The 16824-nt window shown below is 53.9% G+C and carries 18 protein-coding genes and 1 pseudogene; 6 read left to right on the forward strand and 13 right to left on the reverse strand.

Going from position 1 to position 16824, the window contains the following annotated elements; translation table 11 throughout:
- Window positions 1-191 precede the first annotated feature (191 nt).
- Window positions 192-701 (forward strand): anti-virulence regulator CigR family protein, encoded by a 510-nt coding sequence (locus tag KTJ90_RS21645; RefSeq protein ID WP_039661775.1) that lies wholly within the window; start codon window positions 192-194, stop codon window positions 699-701.
- Between the two features lie 240 nt (window positions 702-941).
- Here KTJ90_RS21645 and KTJ90_RS21650 read toward each other — a convergent pair whose 3' ends face one another.
- Entirely contained in the window at window positions 942-2021 is a 1080-nt protein-coding gene (locus KTJ90_RS21650; RefSeq protein ID WP_442843824.1) for an alcohol dehydrogenase catalytic domain-containing protein, read from the reverse strand.
- A 104-nt stretch (window positions 2022-2125) separates the two neighbouring features.
- Here KTJ90_RS21650 and KTJ90_RS21655 point away from each other — a divergent pair, with 104 nt between their 5' ends.
- Window positions 2126-2896, forward strand: coding sequence for a helix-turn-helix transcriptional regulator (locus tag KTJ90_RS21655; protein ID WP_110411863.1), 771 nt, complete (start codon window positions 2126-2128; stop codon window positions 2894-2896).
- Between the two features lie 3 nt (window positions 2897-2899).
- Here KTJ90_RS21655 and KTJ90_RS21660 read toward each other — a convergent pair whose 3' ends face one another.
- A complete protein-coding gene (locus tag KTJ90_RS21660; protein WP_039661768.1) occupies window positions 2900-3469 on the reverse strand; it encodes a TetR/AcrR family transcriptional regulator in 570 nt (189 codons plus the stop codon).
- Between the two features lie 136 nt (window positions 3470-3605).
- On the opposite strand from KTJ90_RS21660, the gene KTJ90_RS21665 reads away from it, so the two are divergent.
- Window positions 3606-4313: a glutathione S-transferase gene (locus KTJ90_RS21665; protein ID WP_312041126.1), complete on the forward strand. Its 708-nt coding sequence runs from the start codon at window positions 3606-3608 to the stop codon at window positions 4311-4313.
- 127 nt (window positions 4314-4440) lie between these two features.
- Here KTJ90_RS21665 and KTJ90_RS21670 read toward each other — a convergent pair whose 3' ends face one another.
- The 9 genes from KTJ90_RS21670 to KTJ90_RS21710 all read right to left on the reverse strand — a co-directional run bounded on the left by KTJ90_RS21670 (window position 4441) and on the right by KTJ90_RS21710 (window position 11371).
- A complete protein-coding gene (locus KTJ90_RS21670) occupies window positions 4441-5220 on the reverse strand; it encodes an ABC transporter ATP-binding protein (RefSeq protein ID WP_039661766.1) in 780 nt (259 codons plus the stop codon).
- On the reverse strand, window positions 5217-5903 hold the full coding sequence (locus KTJ90_RS21675) for an ABC transporter permease (RefSeq protein WP_039661765.1): 687 nt from the start codon (window positions 5901-5903) through the stop codon (window positions 5217-5219). The genes KTJ90_RS21670 and KTJ90_RS21675 overlap by 4 nt, the downstream gene beginning before the upstream one ends.
- Before the next feature lie 9 nt (window positions 5904-5912).
- The gene (locus KTJ90_RS21680) at window positions 5913-6638 is read right to left on the reverse strand and encodes an ABC transporter permease (RefSeq protein WP_187513384.1); all 726 of its coding nucleotides are present in this window, start codon (window positions 6636-6638) and stop codon (window positions 5913-5915) included.
- A gap of 6 nt (window positions 6639-6644) precedes the next feature.
- A complete protein-coding gene (locus KTJ90_RS21685; RefSeq protein WP_499026920.1) occupies window positions 6645-7493 on the reverse strand; it encodes an ABC transporter substrate-binding protein in 849 nt (282 codons plus the stop codon).
- Window positions 7494-7514: 21 nt separating this feature from the next.
- Window positions 7515-8702: a M20 metallopeptidase family protein gene (locus KTJ90_RS21690; RefSeq protein ID WP_008924454.1), complete on the reverse strand. Its 1188-nt coding sequence runs from the start codon at window positions 8700-8702 to the stop codon at window positions 7515-7517.
- A 240-nt stretch (window positions 8703-8942) separates the two neighbouring features.
- Window positions 8943-9374, reverse strand: coding sequence for an alpha/beta fold hydrolase (locus KTJ90_RS21695; protein ID WP_438476036.1), 432 nt, complete (start codon window positions 9372-9374; stop codon window positions 8943-8945).
- 185 nt (window positions 9375-9559) lie between these two features.
- Complete coding sequence (locus KTJ90_RS21700; RefSeq protein WP_485523317.1) at window positions 9560-10279, reverse strand: DJ-1/PfpI family protein; 720 nt, start codon at window positions 10277-10279, stop codon at window positions 9560-9562.
- 103 nt (window positions 10280-10382) lie between these two features.
- Window positions 10383-10706, reverse strand: coding sequence for an AzlD domain-containing protein (locus KTJ90_RS21705; protein WP_003855852.1), 324 nt, complete (start codon window positions 10704-10706; stop codon window positions 10383-10385).
- The gene (locus KTJ90_RS21710; RefSeq protein WP_003855851.1) at window positions 10703-11371 is read right to left on the reverse strand and encodes an AzlC family ABC transporter permease; all 669 of its coding nucleotides are present in this window, start codon (window positions 11369-11371) and stop codon (window positions 10703-10705) included. Before KTJ90_RS21710 ends, KTJ90_RS21705 begins: the two co-directional genes overlap by 4 nt.
- A gap of 111 nt (window positions 11372-11482) precedes the next feature.
- Here KTJ90_RS21710 and KTJ90_RS21715 point away from each other — a divergent pair, with 111 nt between their 5' ends.
- Window positions 11483-12031, forward strand: coding sequence for a helix-turn-helix domain-containing protein (locus KTJ90_RS21715; RefSeq protein ID WP_003855850.1), 549 nt, complete (start codon window positions 11483-11485; stop codon window positions 12029-12031).
- Here KTJ90_RS21715 and KTJ90_RS21720 read toward each other — a convergent pair whose 3' ends face one another.
- Window positions 12032-12370, reverse strand: coding sequence for an ASCH domain-containing protein (locus tag KTJ90_RS21720; protein ID WP_192377972.1), 339 nt, complete (start codon window positions 12368-12370; stop codon window positions 12032-12034).
- A gap of 121 nt (window positions 12371-12491) precedes the next feature.
- Between KTJ90_RS21720 and zigA the strand changes: the two are divergent.
- A pseudogene (gene zigA / locus KTJ90_RS21725) lies at window positions 12492-13721 on the forward strand (zinc metallochaperone GTPase ZigA).
- Between the two features lie 93 nt (window positions 13722-13814).
- Window positions 13815-14993: an NAD(P)/FAD-dependent oxidoreductase gene (locus KTJ90_RS21730; protein ID WP_499026925.1), complete on the forward strand. Its 1179-nt coding sequence runs from the start codon at window positions 13815-13817 to the stop codon at window positions 14991-14993.
- A gap of 3 nt (window positions 14994-14996) precedes the next feature.
- On the opposite strand, the gene KTJ90_RS21735 is transcribed toward KTJ90_RS21730, so the two are convergent.
- Complete coding sequence (locus KTJ90_RS21735) at window positions 14997-16367, reverse strand: aldehyde dehydrogenase family protein (RefSeq protein ID WP_039661753.1); 1371 nt, start codon at window positions 16365-16367, stop codon at window positions 14997-14999.
- Between the last annotated feature and the right edge of the window lie 457 nt (window positions 16368-16824).

The raw sequence follows: 16824 nt of genomic DNA on the forward strand, positions 1-16824 counted from the left end.
AACACGGTACAGCTTTTTAGGATTTTTTTTGAGATAATTCTTAAGATTGCTATGCGCTTGTCGACCGTTTAATGCTGGGTAATAATGAACAGGTGGAATAATAATGTGATGAGGTTGAACTCATGTCACCTCCTTACATCGCTTTTTAATGTCCTGGTTCAGAATATTGAATAATATTAAGGAAAGATAACATGATCAAATCTCGCGCTTTAAAAGCCGCATTTGCGGTGGTTATATCCTGTACCGTGCTTGCTGCACCAGTTTCTGCAAATCCGGGCAACGGCAACGGTGGTGGCGGTCAGGGTAATGGTAATAGCGGAACCCAGGGTAATAACGGCAAAAGCGGAGAGCACGGAAACAAGGGGCATGGTAATGCGGGTGCGAAAGACAAACATGGAAATCGTAAGAACCCTGGACGACCCGATCACGTCGGGTCAGATATCAACTACTCTCTAGCACGTAACCTTGCCGTCAATTATGGCCTTGTCGGCTATCAGTCTTTGCCGCCAGGAATAGCAAAAAAAGTTGCTCGTGGTAAACCTTTGCCGCCGGGTATTGCCAAAAAAACGTTGCCTCCATCAATGATAAATGAACTGCCCTATTATCCTGGCTACGAGTGGCGAGCCGTAGGAGATGACCTGGTGCTTATTGCTCTAAGCACCGCTATCGTAACCGCCGTCATCAATGGTGTCTTCGACTAACCACATTTTAGTGATTCAGTGTAATTAAGCCTGAACCTGACTGAATGTCCTGTTACTGTTATTTAGCTGCCATGGGTAGTCACGATTATAACTCTGTTATTTACCGGGATTGCCTGTCGCATTCAGTTGCGCAGAAATTATAAATCACTCGACATTTAATGGGTTAGTCCATGAGGCGTCGTTATTGAGCGTAAATGAATAGCGCAGCTAAAAGTAAGCAACAGGCTTTCTCTGAAACCGTTACGGGCGAATCACCGTCAGCTTAAAGGGACCGCTATTTTCAGCGGCATGCGTGATGGCGCGATTAATATCACCCAGTGCAAATTCCGTAACCGCGTAATGGCTGAGATCCAGTAATCCTGCCCGGATCAGCCCCACGAGCGTGTACACAGCCTGAGGTTCATACATCCACTGTCCTTTAATGGTGATGAGATTGCGCATGATCCACGGATAAGGCAGCGCCAGATCATCCCCACCCAGCATGCCGACGCCCCCCATCAGCACCGCGCGACCATAGGGTCTCACCGACATAATGGCATTGCGCGCCGCGGATGCCGGAGCTGAAGGCGGGAGCAAGTCCAGCACCGCATCAATGGGACCCTCCGCAGCACTTTTCATTGCAGAAATATCTTCATCAGCGACACCGCTGAGCGTGACGGTTTCAATCCGCGAGCCAAACCGTTTCCTGAGCTCCTGCAAAACCCGCGGGTTGCGTCCGGGCGCGATGACTTTACTGACTCCCATGGCGAGGGCAGCCAGCACGGCTGAACTGCCAAAATTACCGGTGGCCCCACTAACCAGTAAGTTCTCACCGGCTTTAAGTTCCATCGCCAGTAAACCACCATAGGCCACCAGTAACGTATTGATGGCGCACCATGCAGCGGCTTCAGCAGGATCGATATTACCCATTGCCACGGCATTTTCAGTGGGCACACGAATCTGTTCAGCGAAGCTACCATTCAGATGGTATTGCTGGATTTTTTGTCCGCCTTCACCTCGTGCACTCCAGCCCTGTAACACGATTTCAGGCGACTGCGCGTTATCTCTTGATCGGACGGTGGGATCGCAAAAAACCCAGTCACCCGGTTTAAGCCATGCAGCATCGGGCCCTGTTTCGCGCACCCGGCCAATGGCCCCACACCCAGGAATAACCGGTGGAGGTAAAAGATATCTTCTGGCGCCACTGAATACTTCGCTGGCGTAGGAAAGAACGGGAGCGGCTACAACATCCACGATCACCTCCCCTGTTCCGAGGATCGGCGGCGGGACATCCTGAATGCTGAGTGGATTACCGAATGATTCGAGTACAGCTGCTTTCATAGTGTTACCTCTCCTCTGCTGTAGAGAACACGACTATAAAAGGGCTTAACGGTGGCGAAAATAGACTAGTTTTATAGGGGTATAAATCACGACCAGGTTAACTCATGCAGCCAAAAAGTGAATTAAGTCATTTCCTGCGTTCGCGCCGCGCCAGGATCAAGCCTGACAGCAGGGATTTAAGAACCCGTGAAAGGCGTCGTACGCCGGGATTACGGCGCGAAGAGGTCGCAGCAAGAATTGGCATCAGTACAGAATGGTATACAAAAATCGAACAGGGCCGGGTAGACACGCTCTCAGACCGGATCGTCAGCGCGCTGGGCCGGGCGCTGGAGCTTGATAAGGTCGAGGTGCTGCATCTGCAGTCGCTTACTCGCCGGAAAACAGAGACTGAGAACGACGGCGTTATTCCGGAGGGCGTAATCAAACTGATTCGGAGCTTAGCCGAGCCCGCCTACGTCACTAACGCACACTGGGATGTGCTGATATGGAACAGCGCTGCTGCAGAGCTGATCACCGACTTCGGCCAGTTATCGGTCAAAGACAGGAACATCCTGATTTTCATGCTGACCACAGCTGAGGCCCGTGCCCTGTTCGGAGACACCTGGCATAAAGAAGCCCAAAGAATGCTGGGCCTGTTTCATGCTGACTACGATCGAAATGCGCATAACCCCGCATTTCCATCACTCATTAGCCGGCTTGAGCGCGAGTGTCAGGAATTCAGCGAATGGTGGAACGAGCATGTGATAGCTGCTCCCGTCTCCGGGACAAAATGCCTGACAGGCAAGGATGGCGTGAAGCGAAATTTCAGTTATTCCAGCTTCATGTCGAATGATGCGCCCTCGCTGAAGATGTCGATTTATGTGCCTGAAGGATAATGTTCATCGCGACAGCGGAATCAGGCCGGTCTCCTGATAGGTCATAATCAGGCTATCGAAAAGGTTAATATCCTGACGCGTGCGGGCAATTAATTGCGCACCGGCCACTGCGGTGTAGATCGCCAGTCCGCGCTGAGCATTTTTCCCGGTATTATCAGGTTCCTTTTCATTAAGGACCTGCGTCAGCCACTCAACGTTCGCCTCAACGAAACACTGCACCTCGCGCTTCACTTCCTCCGGCAGATCGTCATATTCCGCTGCCATAAAGCTGGAGAGACAGAGCCGGTTGGCATCTTCCAGCGACATACGGAAAATCTGCGGATAACGCTGAAGCGCCTCATCCGGTGACGCACTTTGCTCGCGGATGGTCTTTAAATTCTGCGCTGTATCCTGCCAGTATCGGTTAGCGACGGCGGCCCCCAGATTGGCCTTGCTGGCAAAGTGATAATAGATACTGGCATTCTTAATCCCCACCTCATCAGCGATGCTGCGAAAATTAATCCCGTTATAGCCATGATGCTGAGCAGCACTCTTTGCGGCTGCCAGAATAGCTTCACGTGCGTTGAGACTCATAATCTTGTTTTCCTTAAAGATGTGGAGTCCCATTGTAAAGAAAAAAACCTTACCTGCCAACTGGTAGACAGGGGTTGACAGAATAACCATTCACCGCCACAATCAATCTACCAATTGACAGGTAGGTAACTTAACCATGACTGATATCAACAATGCATCTGAAGCTTCTTCTCTCCCCTCGATGAAAATCTATGACTGGTATAATGGCCCTTATCCTGCACGGGTCAGAATTGCCCTGGCGGAAAAGGGATTACTTTCTCAGGTGGAATTTATCCCGATCAATCTGTGGAAAGGTGAGCATAAAAAGCCCGAATTTTTAGCCATAAACTACTCAGGAACCCTGCCAGTATTAGCGCTGAAAGATGGAACGCTGATCGCAGAGTGCACCGCGATTACGCAATATCTGGACGTGCTGGATGAAAACCCTGTTCTGACGGGCGTCACGCCGGTAGAAAAAGGCGTTATCCATATGATGACCAAACGGGCTGAAATCGAATTTCTTGATGCGGTCAGCGTCTATTTCCACCATGCCACCGCAGGATTAGGGCCAGAGGTTGAGCTCTATCAGAATGCGGAATGGGGTGAGAAGATGCGTGAAAAGGCCATCCGTGGCATGCACTATTTCGATGCCGTTTTACGCTCACAGCCTTATGTCGCGGGCAATACGTTTACGATGGCCGACATCGCCGTAACCGGCGGCATGATCTTCGCGGCTCTGGTGAACCTTGCTGTGCCAGACGAATGTACTGCTCTGAAAGCGTGGTATTCAAACATCCAGCACCGTCCCAGCTATCAGCAGTGGCAGGCACTGGTTGAAGCGGGCCGCCCTGTTTTCAATCCTTAATTTCAGGATATTGCGTTTACAGGCTCATCTGAATCACCCAGCCTGGCTGAAAAAAACCCCGGAAATGCTTCCGGGGTTTTCTGATTTTAAGACACGCGGCTTAGCGGTAATACGTTCCCCTGCTGCTCTAGCCTGCATTACGCTCAAAGTGGCTGTTCACGAAGGTTCGGCAGCGTGGCGAGATGGGGTCAAGGAACACCTGCTCCGGCGAACCGGACTCCTCAATCATGCCCTGATGCAGAAACACCGCTTTGTTCGACACGTCACGCGCAAAACCCATTTCATGCGTCACGATAATCATGGTGCGTCCCTCTTCGGCCAGGCTGCGGATCACCCGTAACACCTCGCCCACCAGCTCCGGATCCAGCGCGGAGGTTGGTTCATCAAACAGGATTGCTTTTGGCTGCTGCGCCAGCGCCCGGGCAATTGCCACGCGCTGCTGCTGGCCGCCGGATAACTGGGACGGCCAGGCATCACGTTTTGCATAAAGTCCCACTTTATGCAGCAACGCTTCCGCTTCTTCAATCGCCTCTTTATGGCTACGCTTCTGCACGTGAACCGGCGCTTCGATGATATTTTGCATCACGGTTTTATGCGGCCACAGGTTGAAGCTCTGGAAAACAAAGCCGAGCTGCATTCGCATCAGCTTGATGCGACGTCGCTGCTCGCGGCTCAGTTTCTCATCGGCGTTATCCAGCGTGACGTTAATGTCGCCCACCGCAACTTCACCCGCCTGTGGCACTTCAAGAAACGGTATACAGCGCAACAGTGTACTTTTGCCCGACCCGCTCGCACCAATCAGCGAAATCACATCGCCATCCTGCGCGGTCAGGCTGATATCATGCAGCACTTCGTGTCCCGCATAACTCTTTCTGAGATGACTCAGCATGATGGTAGGTGCGGTCATGATCGTGCTCCAAAATAGTAAGGTGATAAGCGTCGTTCCAGCATCGAGACGCCTTTACTCACCAGCATAGTGAGTATCAGGTAGATCACCGCTGCGCTCAGGAATACTTCGAGGGCCCGGAAAGTGGAAGAGACGATGGAGTCGGCAATGCCGGTCATCTCCATCAGGCTGATGGTGCTGACCAGTGACGTTGCTTTGATCATCGAGATGATTTCATTGCTGTAAGCCGGTAGCGCCTGTCGAATCGCAATCGGTAAGGTGATGCGGGTAAAGATCTTATAGGACGACATGCCCGACACTTTAGCGGCCTCCAGCGACTGCTGGCTGACGGCACGCAGCCCGCCACGCAGGATCTCCGAGGTGTACGCCGCATCGTTGAGGATCAGCGCCAGCAAACCACACCAGTAAGGATCGCGCAGCAGCGGCCAGAACAGGCTTTCACGCACCGCCGGTAAACTGCCGAGGCCGTAATAGACCATAAAAATCTGGATCAGCAGCGGCGTACCGCGAAATAGCCAGACGTAGAAACGACAGAAAAAACTGCCGACGCGCGTCATGCGCAGCAGATTAAGCAGCAGCGCCAGCACGCCCCCGCCCAGTAGCGAGAGCAGCGCCAGGTTGATAGTCAGCGGTAATCCTTTCAGCAACGCCACCAGCGTCTGCTGTAAAAACATCATATCCACGTGGACTCCTTACCCCTTCACGCGCTGTTGACCGCGCATCGCAAACTTTTCCACGTAGCGGAAAACCATATCGGAACAGGTGGTGATAATCAGGTAGATCACCGCACCCACGCTGTAGAAGAAAAAGGACATTTGGGTGGAGTTGGCTGCCGTGGAAACCTGATTCATGGTTTCGACCAGTCCGGTGACAGAGACCAGCGCCGACTCTTTGATAACAGATTGCCACTGGTTGCCCATGCCCGGCAGCGCAGTGCGTAACGCCTGCGGCACGATAATGCGGCGAAACATCATCAGCCGCCCCATGCCGGTTACCGTCGCGGCTTCCAGCGTACCGCCCGGAATGGCGTAGAACGCGCCGCGAAACACACCACTTTGATAGGCGCCGGAGATCAGCCCGATAGCGATCGCACCCGCGACAAAACCGTTCACATCGAACGGTCCCTGGAATCCCAGCGCGGTGCCCACGGTGGAGACCACCTGGCGTCCACCAAAGTAGAACAGATAGATCACCAGCAGTTCCGGCACGCCGCGAAACAGTGTGATGTAGCCTGCCGCAAGCCGCTGCTGCCAGCGCGATCCAGCAATCTGCATCCAGCAAAGTACGCTGCCCAGCATCGCTCCCAGCAACCAGGCGCAGAGCGATACGCTGACAGTAACGGCGGCGGCGCTAAGCAGCACGCCACCCCAGCCCTCATCCCCGAAACCCAGAATCTGCCAGTCAATATTCATCAGCATCAGTGGTTACGCTTTTGGCGCGACATCTTCGCCAAACCATTTAATCGACAGTTTGCTCAGCGTTCCGTCTTTGATCATCGAGTCCAGCGCCTGATTCAGCGCCTGCTGCAGTTCGCTGTTGCCTTTACGCAGACCAATGGCCGATCCCGCACCCAGCACGCCACCGGAGAAGCCATAGCCGCTGCTGCTAATTGCATCGCTGTTTTTTTTCACAAAGGCGTTGAGGTTGGTGCGCGAAGCCATGACGGCATCGACGCGGCCATTCATCAGGTCGGCGAAGGTTTCAGGACCGGCCTGATACGTGCGAATGGTGGCGACATCGCCCAGATATTTTTGCAGGAAGTCCGCCTGAATGGTGGCAACCTGTACCGCGATCGTTTTTCCTTTAAAGGTGGTTTTCAGATCGTCGATCGCTTTTTTCATGCCAGCGGCATCATCCGCCGTCACAACCGTGCCACTGCCTGGCAGCGTGGCCAGTGGGCTTTTTTTGGCGGTCACAAAACTTGAGACGCTGACGGTGTACTGATGGGTGAAATCGATCGCTTCAGCACGCTTTGGCGTCACAGTCACGGCGTCGACCACTGCATCATATTTACCGTCGATCAGGCCAGGAATCATGCCCGACCATTTCTGCGCGATGATTTCATATTTAAAGCCTGCACGCTTTGCCAGTTCCGCTACCATATCCGGTTCATAGCCCACGATTTTACCGCTCGGCGTAGTCTGGTTAAACGGAGGATAGGCCGCTTCGGTAGCAAACTTCAGTGTGCCGAAATCTTTCGCCTGGCTGAATGCGGAAGTGGCGAGCAGTGTCACGGTCAGAGAAGCCGTGAACAGACGGTTGCGCATCATCATAGAAACCTCATTTATTTATTATTAAGAGAGCAAATCAATTGCAAGGCGGGTCAGCGCCTGCGTCCCGGCGGTAATGCTTCGTTCATCAGGCTGATAATCGGAATTATGCAGATGATCGTCCCGGCCTGGCGTGGCCGAACCAATATGGATCTGGCAACCCGGAACCCGTTCGGTGAACAGTGAAAAATCTTCGGCGCCAAAGCTGGCGCTGGGCTGCGCGATGATCGCTTTATCAAACTGATGCGACAGAATCTCTTCCAGTGAATCAATCAGGCGATCGTCATTCATTAATGGCGGCACACCACGCTGGAAGTTAACCTCCACGCGCACGTTCTGTGCCAGCGCCACCCCTTCGCACATCCGCTTAAATGAGGCTTCCATGGCAGCACGCACTTCTGGCGATTTGGTGCGGATGGTGCCCTGGAACAGACAGCTGTCAGGAATGATATTGTGGGTAGTCCCACCCTGAATGTGCCCAATAGTCAGGACGGCAGAGTGTGCAGGATCGCGTTCACGAGAAATGATGGTCTGCAACTGGCTGATAAGATGCACGGTGGCGAGTATTGGATCGGTGCCCATGTGCGGACGTGCCGCGTGTGTGGATACGCCGTGTACCGTGACATCGAATTCGTCGCTGGAGGCGGTGCTGGCACCGCGTGTCAGGGCAACTTCCCCCGCCGCCAGTTCAGGCTTGTTATGCAAAGTGACAGCCCAGTCGATGCCCTCCGCTACGCCGTCCGCGATCATCGCTTCAGCACCACTTTCGGGTGTCTCTTCTGCAGGCTGGAAAATCAGCCGGACGCGCCCTTTAAGCTGCTGACGATAGCGTGGTAATAACGTTGCCACACCCAGCATCGTCGCAGTGTGAATATCGTGACCGCAGGCGTGCATTTTACCAGGATAGCGGCTGGCAAAAGGTAAACCGGTCTGTTCCTGGATCGGCAGCGCGTCCATGTCGGCGCGCAACAGCAATGTTTTGCCCGGCTCTGCACCGTCGATATCCACCACCACACCGCTGCGACCTACACCGGTGCGGGGATGAAGTCCCAGCGCCTGCAGATAGTCGGTGACCAGACTGGCTGTGCGCAGCGTATCAAAGCCTAATTCCGGATGCGCATGGATATCACGTCGAATCGCCACTAATTGCGATTCCAGTTCATTAACTCCGGCTTTAATTTCTCCGGCCAGTCGTGCCTTTTCCTGATTCATCGCAGCCCCGGCAATATGCTATCGGCAGTCTGCTGCCGACGGTTTTATTTAACTCATCCTGAAGGTGGATGATAATGACGGTTTATTTATTCACAGCACGACTCAGAAAGCAACGCGGAATAACCCACAGTTAGTGATTTAAAATCAATAAGATAGACATATTTACTGGAAAGGCGTATGAGATAGCAGCGGATCAGCAAGAATATTAATAATCCGCTGCACACTATTACTTTCCCTTATTTACAGAAGCGTTAATTCGCTTTTATTCGTGGTGTGAGTAAAAAAGTTTGCCAGTATTTCCGCTAATTTCACCGGTTGTTCGTCAGGAATAAAATGACCACAGTTAAGGATAATTTGACTGCTAACCTGGTGCGCAACGGCGCGTAACGGTGTCGCCATATCAGGAATCGATCCCTGATCGGCGGTAATTGCCAGCAGTGGCACAGCCAGTTTACCTTTTCGCGCACGCTGGCGATTCGGCTCTGCCGACTGCGCAAAGGCCCGGTAAAAAGCCAGCCCAGCCCGCAATGCGCCGGGTTGCTGAAAAACACGCAGATATTCATGACGGGCCGCCGCATCGATGCGATGTGGATTGGCTGACTTACGGTTAAAAAACCAGTCGGGATAGATCGCTTCTCTGCCGGTAATCAGTGCTTTCTGTAAATCATCCACGCAGTGAAAACCGAAATGCCAGGTTTTCCAGGCGCTTATGATGCAGCTTATCTTTACTGAAGAAATCGGGTGATGGGACAGTGCTGATTAACTTGCAGACCGCCGCGATCCACATCCCGACGCCGGGCGATAAATTACGGGTTATCGCCCTGACATTGCTCCATTCGATGTCACTCTTACTGCTGCTATTGCGTATTCCCGGCATCCGGAAGCTGTTCAGCCTGTAGTCGCTGTGCGGCACGCATGGTTGCGGCCCGGCGCGTAGCAATAAACGCCGCCATCTTCGCCTTTGCCTGCTCGACTTCCTGTGGCGGTGCGGTCTTAGGGGAACCGCTGGTGAATGGCGGTTGTGGATCATATTCCATCTGTAGCTGAACCGCTTTCGCCACTGCGTCACCTGCGATTTCTGCCACCAGCGTCAGGGCAAAATCGATGCCCGAGGTCACACCTGCCCCGCTGATGCGATTACGGTCACGCACCACCCGCTGACTGACCGGATCCGCACCCAGCAAGGCCAGCTGATCGATGGAACTCCAGTGCGAGGTCGCGCGATATCCTTTAAGCAATCCGGCAGCTCCCAGCACCAGCGACCCGGTACAGACCGATGTAATCCACTGTGCCTGAGTGGCCTGCTTTTGAAGGAACTTCAGCGTAACGTCATCTGACATCAGGGCGATTTGACCCGGTCCGCCGGGCACACAGATCACATCCAGTTGCGGGCATGTATCAAACGTCATGGTGGGCAATACAGACAGGCCTCGATCGGAACGCACTGGCTGTAGATCTTTCCAGACCAGATGACAACTGGTGTCGGGCGTGCGCGCAAACACCTCCCAGGGACCGGTTAGATCGAGTTGTGTGACATCAGGAAAGAGTAAAAGGCCAATCTGTAACGGACGATTCATAGGTGAACTCCGATCAGGTGATAAACCCTCATCATGCCGTTATGCCCATGCAGATAGCAATCCTGGACGGGACGCAGTTAAGCAGCCACAGGACAAATCAGCATCAGGATACGCCAAGGAAACGTAACAGCGCCGTCATCACCGCCGCCCCCAGAATAATCACAATCAGCGGAGCCCGACGCCACGCCAGTAATAGCGCAAAGCCTACGCCAGCCACACGAGCCACACCGGCAAAATGGTGCCCCTCAAACAACGTGGTGGTCGCAGCTACCGCCAGCAGCAAGACAGTGGCAGCGTCAGAGAGTATCTGCTGGGTGCGCTCGCTGACAGGCAGACGGTTTCCCAGCCTGACGCCTGCGAAACGCATCAGATACGTCCCTGCGGCCAGCATAGCAATGCCGGCAATGATCATTCCCTGATGCGTCATTTGCGCGATCTCCATGTCAGCAGGCCCAGCAGTGAGAACAACACCGGCATGCCCGCCGGAACCAGTGGCGTCGCCAGCAGCGAGAGTAACGCCCCGACAGTGGCAGGGATCCGGGTTCGTCGCTGTCGCAGCGCGGGAAAAATGAGGGCAATCAGAATGGCCGGGAATACCGCATCCAGCCCAATCACCGAGACATCAGGAATAAACTGCCCTATCGCCGCGCCGGTCATCACGCTGACAGGCCAGATAAAGCCGATGCCGATGCCGCACAGCCAGTAAGCGCTACGACGCTGAGCCAGTTGAGGCTGAGAGATTCCGAATACCACGCTTTCATCGTTCATGATGTGACAGCCAAACCAACCCCGCGGGCCCGTTCCCACCAGATCTTTTACCGCAATACCAAACGGCAGATGACGCGCGTTCACCAGCAAGCCCGCAGCGGCGGCGGTAAAGGGGCTGCCGCCACCGGCCACAATGCCAATAAACAGAAACTCTGACGCCCCCGCCAGCACCAGCGTTGAGAGCGCCAGTGGCACCCAGAGCGGAAATCCGTCGGCGGAGGCTAGCGAGCCATAAGATAAACCGACGATCCCATCAGCCAGGCAGACCAGGAAAATCGCTTTAATTACCCCTTTGTCCAGCAACTGCATTTGCGGAAAACGCATCACTCTGTCTCATAATGAACGTATAATCCGATATAATGAACATCGCCACGGCGATTTACAAGATGAACGTTATGTTCGATATAAAAAACACTTTGAGTTTCGGGAGTGCATTTGAATACCCCTATCAGCATTATTGCTAACGCTTTAGTGCGTGAACGTCAGCGAGCAGGTCTGTCACTGGCTGAAGTAGCACGCCGCGCAGGGATCGCCAAATCTACGCTGTCACAACTGGAAGCGGGAAATGGTAATCCGGGCATTGAGACGCTGTGGTCGTTGTGCGTGACGCTGAATATTCCCTTTTCACGTCTGCTGGAACCTGATGCACGTCGCCTGCAGGTGATACGACGTGGAGAAGGTCTGTCGGTTACCGCCGATCTGGCCGATTATCAGGCCGTTTTGCTGGCATCCTGCCCACCCGGCGTGCGGCGTGATATTTATCTGCTGGAGGTCCAGCCGGGGAGCGAACGCATTTCACAGCCTCACATCCCCAATACCATTGAGCATATTATTATTGCCAAAGGGCGTGCGCTGGTTGGTCCGGTAGAGAGTGCTGTGGAGCTGGATGTGGGTGATTACATTACCTATCCGGGCGATGAGCTCCATATCTTCCGGGCACTGGAAGCCGATACGCTGGCACTACTGGTCATTGAGCACAGTTAATTAGCGTTCGGCGAGCTTTACCTGAGTTTCGGCGGGCGTGAGGTGTGTGATCAGCTGCACCTCACTGCTCAGACTGATCTCTGGATAGTGTTCGCGCATCCCCGCCAGCAGCACCGCATCCGGCCATTCAGCCTCCTTCCCCAGCCGTGCGGCGATGTGATCCAGGCGCAGCGTTTCGATCCTCGTCACCCATACAATTACCGTGTCGGTTGCATCCTCCTGATTGACCAGTTTCAGTGGACCGGTGACGACATCACCTTCCTGCCAGCGTATCGTTGAGGTTTTCACGCCGCTTCTGACGTCCGGTACAAGACGCGGCACCAGAGTGAGTGTTTGCATCGCTTCTCCTTCTTTTTAACTATTTTCATTATCAAACAGGGGAACAGAAATCGCGATTGAAAAGAGGCTGATTAATGTTATGTTATAACATATATATTAATCACTACTGACAGGTAACACTATGCCACTCTCCCTCCTGACATCCGAGGATCCCCGACTGCCGGTTACCGTTCTCTCTGGCTTTCTCGGTGCCGGTAAAACCACCCTGCTCAACCATATTCTTAATAACCGCGAAGGACGGCGGATTGCGGTCATCGTCAATGATATGTCTGAAATTAATATCGACGCTGCGCTGGTGCGCGACGGCGGCGCACAGCTGTCACGTACCGATGAAAAGCTGGTTGAAATGAGTAACGGCTGCATCTGCTGCACGCTGCGAGAAGACCTGCTGCTGGAGGTGAAACGTCTGGCGCTGGCCGGTCGCTTCGATCATCTGGTAATTGAGTCTACCGGGATCTCTGAACCGCTGCCGGTTGCTGAAACCTTTACGTTTGAAGATGAAGAAGGTGAAAGTCTGTCGGCTTATGCGCGTCTGGATAGCATGGTTACCGTGGTGGATGGCTTCAATTTTCTGCGAGATTATCGTTCAGTCGATGATCTTCAGTCCCGCGGCGAGTCACTGGGCGAGGAGGATACGCGTTCTGTGGTTGATTTACTGGTAGATCAGATTGAGTTCTGTGATTTGCTGGTACTGAACAAAACGGATCTGCTCAGCCAGACGCAATTGCATGAACTGCAGGGCATGCTGCGTGCGCTCAATCCAGATGCCCTTATTGTGAACAGTGAGTTTGGCCAGGTTCCGCTCGATTGCCTGCTCAATACCCGTCGCTTTAATTTTGATCGTGCAGCACAGGCACCAGGCTGGTTGCAGACCCTGCGTGGTGAGCATCAACCGGAATCGGAGGAGTATGGCATTCGCAGTTTTGTCTATCGCGCCCGCCGTCCGTTCCATCCGCTGCGTTTCTGGGAAGTTGTTAATCACCAGCTTGACGGTGTTATCCGTTCTAAGGGCTACTTCTGGCTCGCCAGCCGGCCTGACTATGCTGCGATGTGGTCGCAGGCGGGCGCTGTGGCTCGTCAGGGTTATGCCGGGCGCTGGTGGGTAAGTGTGCCGCGGATGGACTGGCCACAGGATGCGGATACTCTCAATTTCATCGCTGAACACTGGTAGGAAGGGACTGGCGATGCGCGCCAGGAGCTGGTTTTTATCGGCATTGAAATGGATGAAAAGCGCATTCTTTCCGCGCTCGACCACGCACTGCTGACACCCTATGAGATGGCTGCGGGCCCTGAGCAGTGGATCAATCTGCCCGATCCTGTGCCTGACTGGTTTGATGAAGCCACTATCTGAAGCTGCGGTTGACGTCCTTTGTCGACTTCGCAATAGTGAAACGACCCGGCGGGAAGCAGTTTTCCACTCATCCCTGTTCAGGAGAGACCAGATATGCCACAACGTATTGCCGTAATCGGTGCAGGCGTGCTGGGTTTAGCCGTCGCGCAATCATTGTCGCGACGGGGCGCGCAGGTCACCGTCTTCGATAAAAACTATCCTGGCAGCGGAACCAGTCAAATCAGCTATGCCTGGGTTAATGCCAACGGCAAGGAACCCACCAGCTACCATGATCTGAATGCCCATGCGATAGACGAGCACAAGCGCTGGCAGGCCAGTCATCCTGCATCACCCCAATGGCTGCTGGAAACCGGCACGCTGGAGTGGGCAGCCGATCAATCGTCCCTGTGCCAGCTGGCGCGACGCGCAGCAAAGCTCACAACGCTTGATTATCCCGTTGAAAAACGTAGCCGCGCCGCACTTCTGGATGCTCTGCCCGCGTTGCGGCTCGATCCCCGCATTCAGCACGCATGGTTTTTCCCGTCGGAGTGCCTGCTCTATCCGAGCTTGTTTATCGCCTCTCTGCTGGCGGACCTGCGCGCCAGTGGCGGACAGCTGGTCTGCAACAATGAAGTGACAACGCTGACTGAAACAAATCGGGATGTGCATCTGACACTGGCCAGTGGTGATGAATGGCGTGGCGATCAGCTGATACTGGCGACTGGCCGCTGGGCACCGGAACTCATAAGTCAATGTGGGCTTGAACTGGCGATGACCGATGCAAATCGCGCCGATCCTGTTGCCTGTAGTTTTCTGGCGCAGACGCAGCCTCTGCCGATCCCACTTAAATGCAATTTGATAACCCCGGAACTGAATGTACGGCCGGATGGCGGCGGCCGCCTGATGCTGCAGGCGCTGGATCTGGATCAGCATGCCGATCCGGCACGGCCGGTCTCGCCGGATGGACTGATCGGTAAAGAGATGCTGCGCCGATTACGTCGGCTGTTTAAAAACGCGGAAGGTGCGAGAATTGAGCGGATTGAAACAGGACAGCGGTCGCGTCCGGCTGATGGCTTACCGGCAACAGGCTACATCAGCGCGTCAGCACGCGTTTATCTGATGGTCAGCCATAGCGGAATGACCCTTGCCCCGTTGCTGGGCAGGCTGGTGGCTGAGGAGATGCTGAGCGGCACAGCGTCACCGATGCTGAGTGCGTTTGCACCGGATCGGTTGCTGCGTCCGGTCAGTGCGGTCGCTAAAGCAGCGCCCGCTTATCTTCCATCGGCGCAATAAGAACTAGCGGCGGTTTTTCCACACGGTCTGCACGTTACAGAATTCGTGCACACCAAAGTGCGACAGCTCACGGCCGTAGCCGCTTTTCTTCACGCCACCGATGGTAACGCGCGGATCGGACGCGCCGTTGCCATTGATAAACACCGCACCAACCTCCAGCTGCCGCGCCAGTTGATCGGCAATCTCTTCGTTACCGCTCCAGACGGTTGCACTGAGGCCAAACTCACTGTCATTGGCGATCTCCAGTGCATGTTGAGGATCCCGTGCCACAGCAATAGCCGCGACCGGGCCAAACAGCTCCTGTCTGAATGCGGTCATGTTACTGGTGACATCTGCGAGAATGGTCGGCGCATAGTAGTTACCCTGCCCTGCTACTTTTTCACCACCCAGCACCAGACGTGCGCCTTCGCTCAGTGTCGCTTTAACCTGTCCATCCAGTTCGTCACGCAGATCGGCGCGAGCCATTGGGCCCAGGAAGGTGTTTTCATCCAGAGGATCGCCCATGGTGAGCGCCTGAACCGCGGCCGTGAAACGCTTTTCAAACTCTTCTGCAATTGGCGCTTCAATAATAAAGCGTTTAGCGGCCATGCAGACCTGCCCGGTATTCTGGAAACGCCCAATGACAGCAGATTTAACCGCTTCATCAAGATCGGCATCTGCCAGCACGATAAAGGGATCGGATCCGCCCAATTCCAGCACGGTTTTCTTCAATGCTGCACCTGCCTGTGCGGCGATGGCTGCGCCAGCCCGTACGCTGCCGGTTACGGCGACGGCAGCAATACGATCATCTTTGATGGCGACTGAGACACCGTCGTTGTCGACGTTGACCAGGTTGAAGCCACCCGCTGGCAGATCGGTTGCGCTGAACAGCTCAGCCATCAGTGTGGCGCTGCCCATGACGTTAGGCGCGTGTTTCAGCAGATAGGTGTTACCTGCCAGCAACATGCTCACTGCGCCTCGCAGAACCTGCCACAGTGGGAAATTCCATGGCATCACCGCCAGGATCACCCCGATGGGACGGAATCGTTGCCATGCATCAGCAATCTGGGTGGGCTGGTCGGCCAGCATTGCAGGGCCATGCTCAGCATACCAGTCGCATAAGTTGGCGCATTTAAGGACTTCAGCGCGTGCCTGCGAAATGGGTTTTCCCATCTCCGTTGTGATCATACGGGAAAGATCAGGCTCTCGCAGACGCAGTTGCTCACCAAGCTGGCGTAATACGCGAACCCGATCGGTCATGCTGCTGTGTTTCCATGTGGCAAAAGCTGATGCGCTGGTTTCAAGCGTCTGCTCCAGCTCTGCCGGGTTTTGCAGTGGATAGCGTGCCAGAATTTCACCAGTTGCGGGGTTACGTGATAGGGCATGTTCAGTCATGGTGCCGTTTTCCTCATTCTGTCAGTGATGGAGAGACGATACGCGCTGTAGTTGATGATGAAAAATGAATAATAGTGAGGAAGTTGTTTATTATATGAGAATCTGGAATTTGTGGTGCGAAGATTCAGTCAAGTAATCTGCTAATTGCTAACAATCATTTGCTGATAAATAACATGTACGAAGATTACGTTTTGAAGCAGTTTTCCACTTATACAGTGACCAGATCCTAAAAGACGATCCTTAATAGATCATAGAGAGATCCTAAGAGATCCCCGATCGTCGCAGGCCGCGCCCACCAAGGGCTAAAAGGGTGATCGTGTTCACTATAATCAGTAAAGTGTTCACTGTAATCAGTACTTTATTCACTGTACCAGGTAGAATGTTCACTGTAAACAGTGCTAATGTTCACTGTAGTCAGAAAACGATCCCTTTCATCCACAGAATGAAGATCTTACGC

Source organism: Pantoea jilinensis (assembly GCF_019104105.1).
GTDB classification, from domain to species: Bacteria; Pseudomonadota; Gammaproteobacteria; order Enterobacterales; family Enterobacteriaceae; genus Pantoea; species Pantoea eucalypti.

Excerpts from the sequence above, each read along its gene's own strand:
- KTJ90_RS21655 (WP_110411863.1), top strand. The coding sequence starts at position 2,126 with ATGCAGCCAAAAAGTGAATTAAGTCATTTCCTGCGTTCGCGCCGCGCC.
- KTJ90_RS21735 (WP_039661753.1), bottom strand. The coding sequence starts at position 16,367 with ATGACTGAACATGCCCTATCACGTAACCCCGCAACTGGTGAAATTCTG.
- KTJ90_RS21650 (WP_442843824.1), bottom strand. The coding sequence starts at position 2,021 with ATGAAAGCAGCTGTACTCGAATCATTCGGTAATCCACTCAGCATTCAG.
- KTJ90_RS21730 (WP_499026925.1), top strand. The coding sequence starts at position 13,815 with ATGCCACAACGTATTGCCGTAATCGGTGCAGGCGTGCTGGGTTTAGCC.
- KTJ90_RS21690 (WP_008924454.1), bottom strand. The coding sequence starts at position 8,702 with ATGAATCAGGAAAAGGCACGACTGGCCGGAGAAATTAAAGCCGGAGTT.
- KTJ90_RS21660 (WP_039661768.1), bottom strand. The coding sequence starts at position 3,469 with ATGAGTCTCAACGCACGTGAAGCTATTCTGGCAGCCGCAAAGAGTGCT.
- KTJ90_RS21670 (WP_039661766.1), bottom strand. The coding sequence starts at position 5,220 with ATGACCGCACCTACCATCATGCTGAGTCATCTCAGAAAGAGTTATGCG.
- KTJ90_RS21685 (WP_499026920.1), bottom strand. The coding sequence starts at position 7,493 with ATGATGATGCGCAACCGTCTGTTCACGGCTTCTCTGACCGTGACACTG.
- KTJ90_RS21710 (WP_003855851.1), bottom strand. The coding sequence starts at position 11,371 with ATGCGTTTTCCGCAAATGCAGTTGCTGGACAAAGGGGTAATTAAAGCG.
- KTJ90_RS21665 (WP_312041126.1), top strand. The coding sequence starts at position 3,606 with ATGACTGATATCAACAATGCATCTGAAGCTTCTTCTCTCCCCTCGATG.
- KTJ90_RS21645 (WP_039661775.1), top strand. The coding sequence starts at position 192 with ATGATCAAATCTCGCGCTTTAAAAGCCGCATTTGCGGTGGTTATATCC.
- KTJ90_RS21700 (WP_485523317.1), bottom strand. The coding sequence starts at position 10,279 with ATGAATCGTCCGTTACAGATTGGCCTTTTACTCTTTCCTGATGTCACA.
- KTJ90_RS21705 (WP_003855852.1), bottom strand. The coding sequence starts at position 10,706 with ATGACGCATCAGGGAATGATCATTGCCGGCATTGCTATGCTGGCCGCA.
- KTJ90_RS21680 (WP_187513384.1), bottom strand. The coding sequence starts at position 6,638 with ATGCTGATGAATATTGACTGGCAGATTCTGGGTTTCGGGGATGAGGGC.
- KTJ90_RS21720 (WP_192377972.1), bottom strand. The coding sequence starts at position 12,370 with ATGCAAACACTCACTCTGGTGCCGCGTCTTGTACCGGACGTCAGAAGC.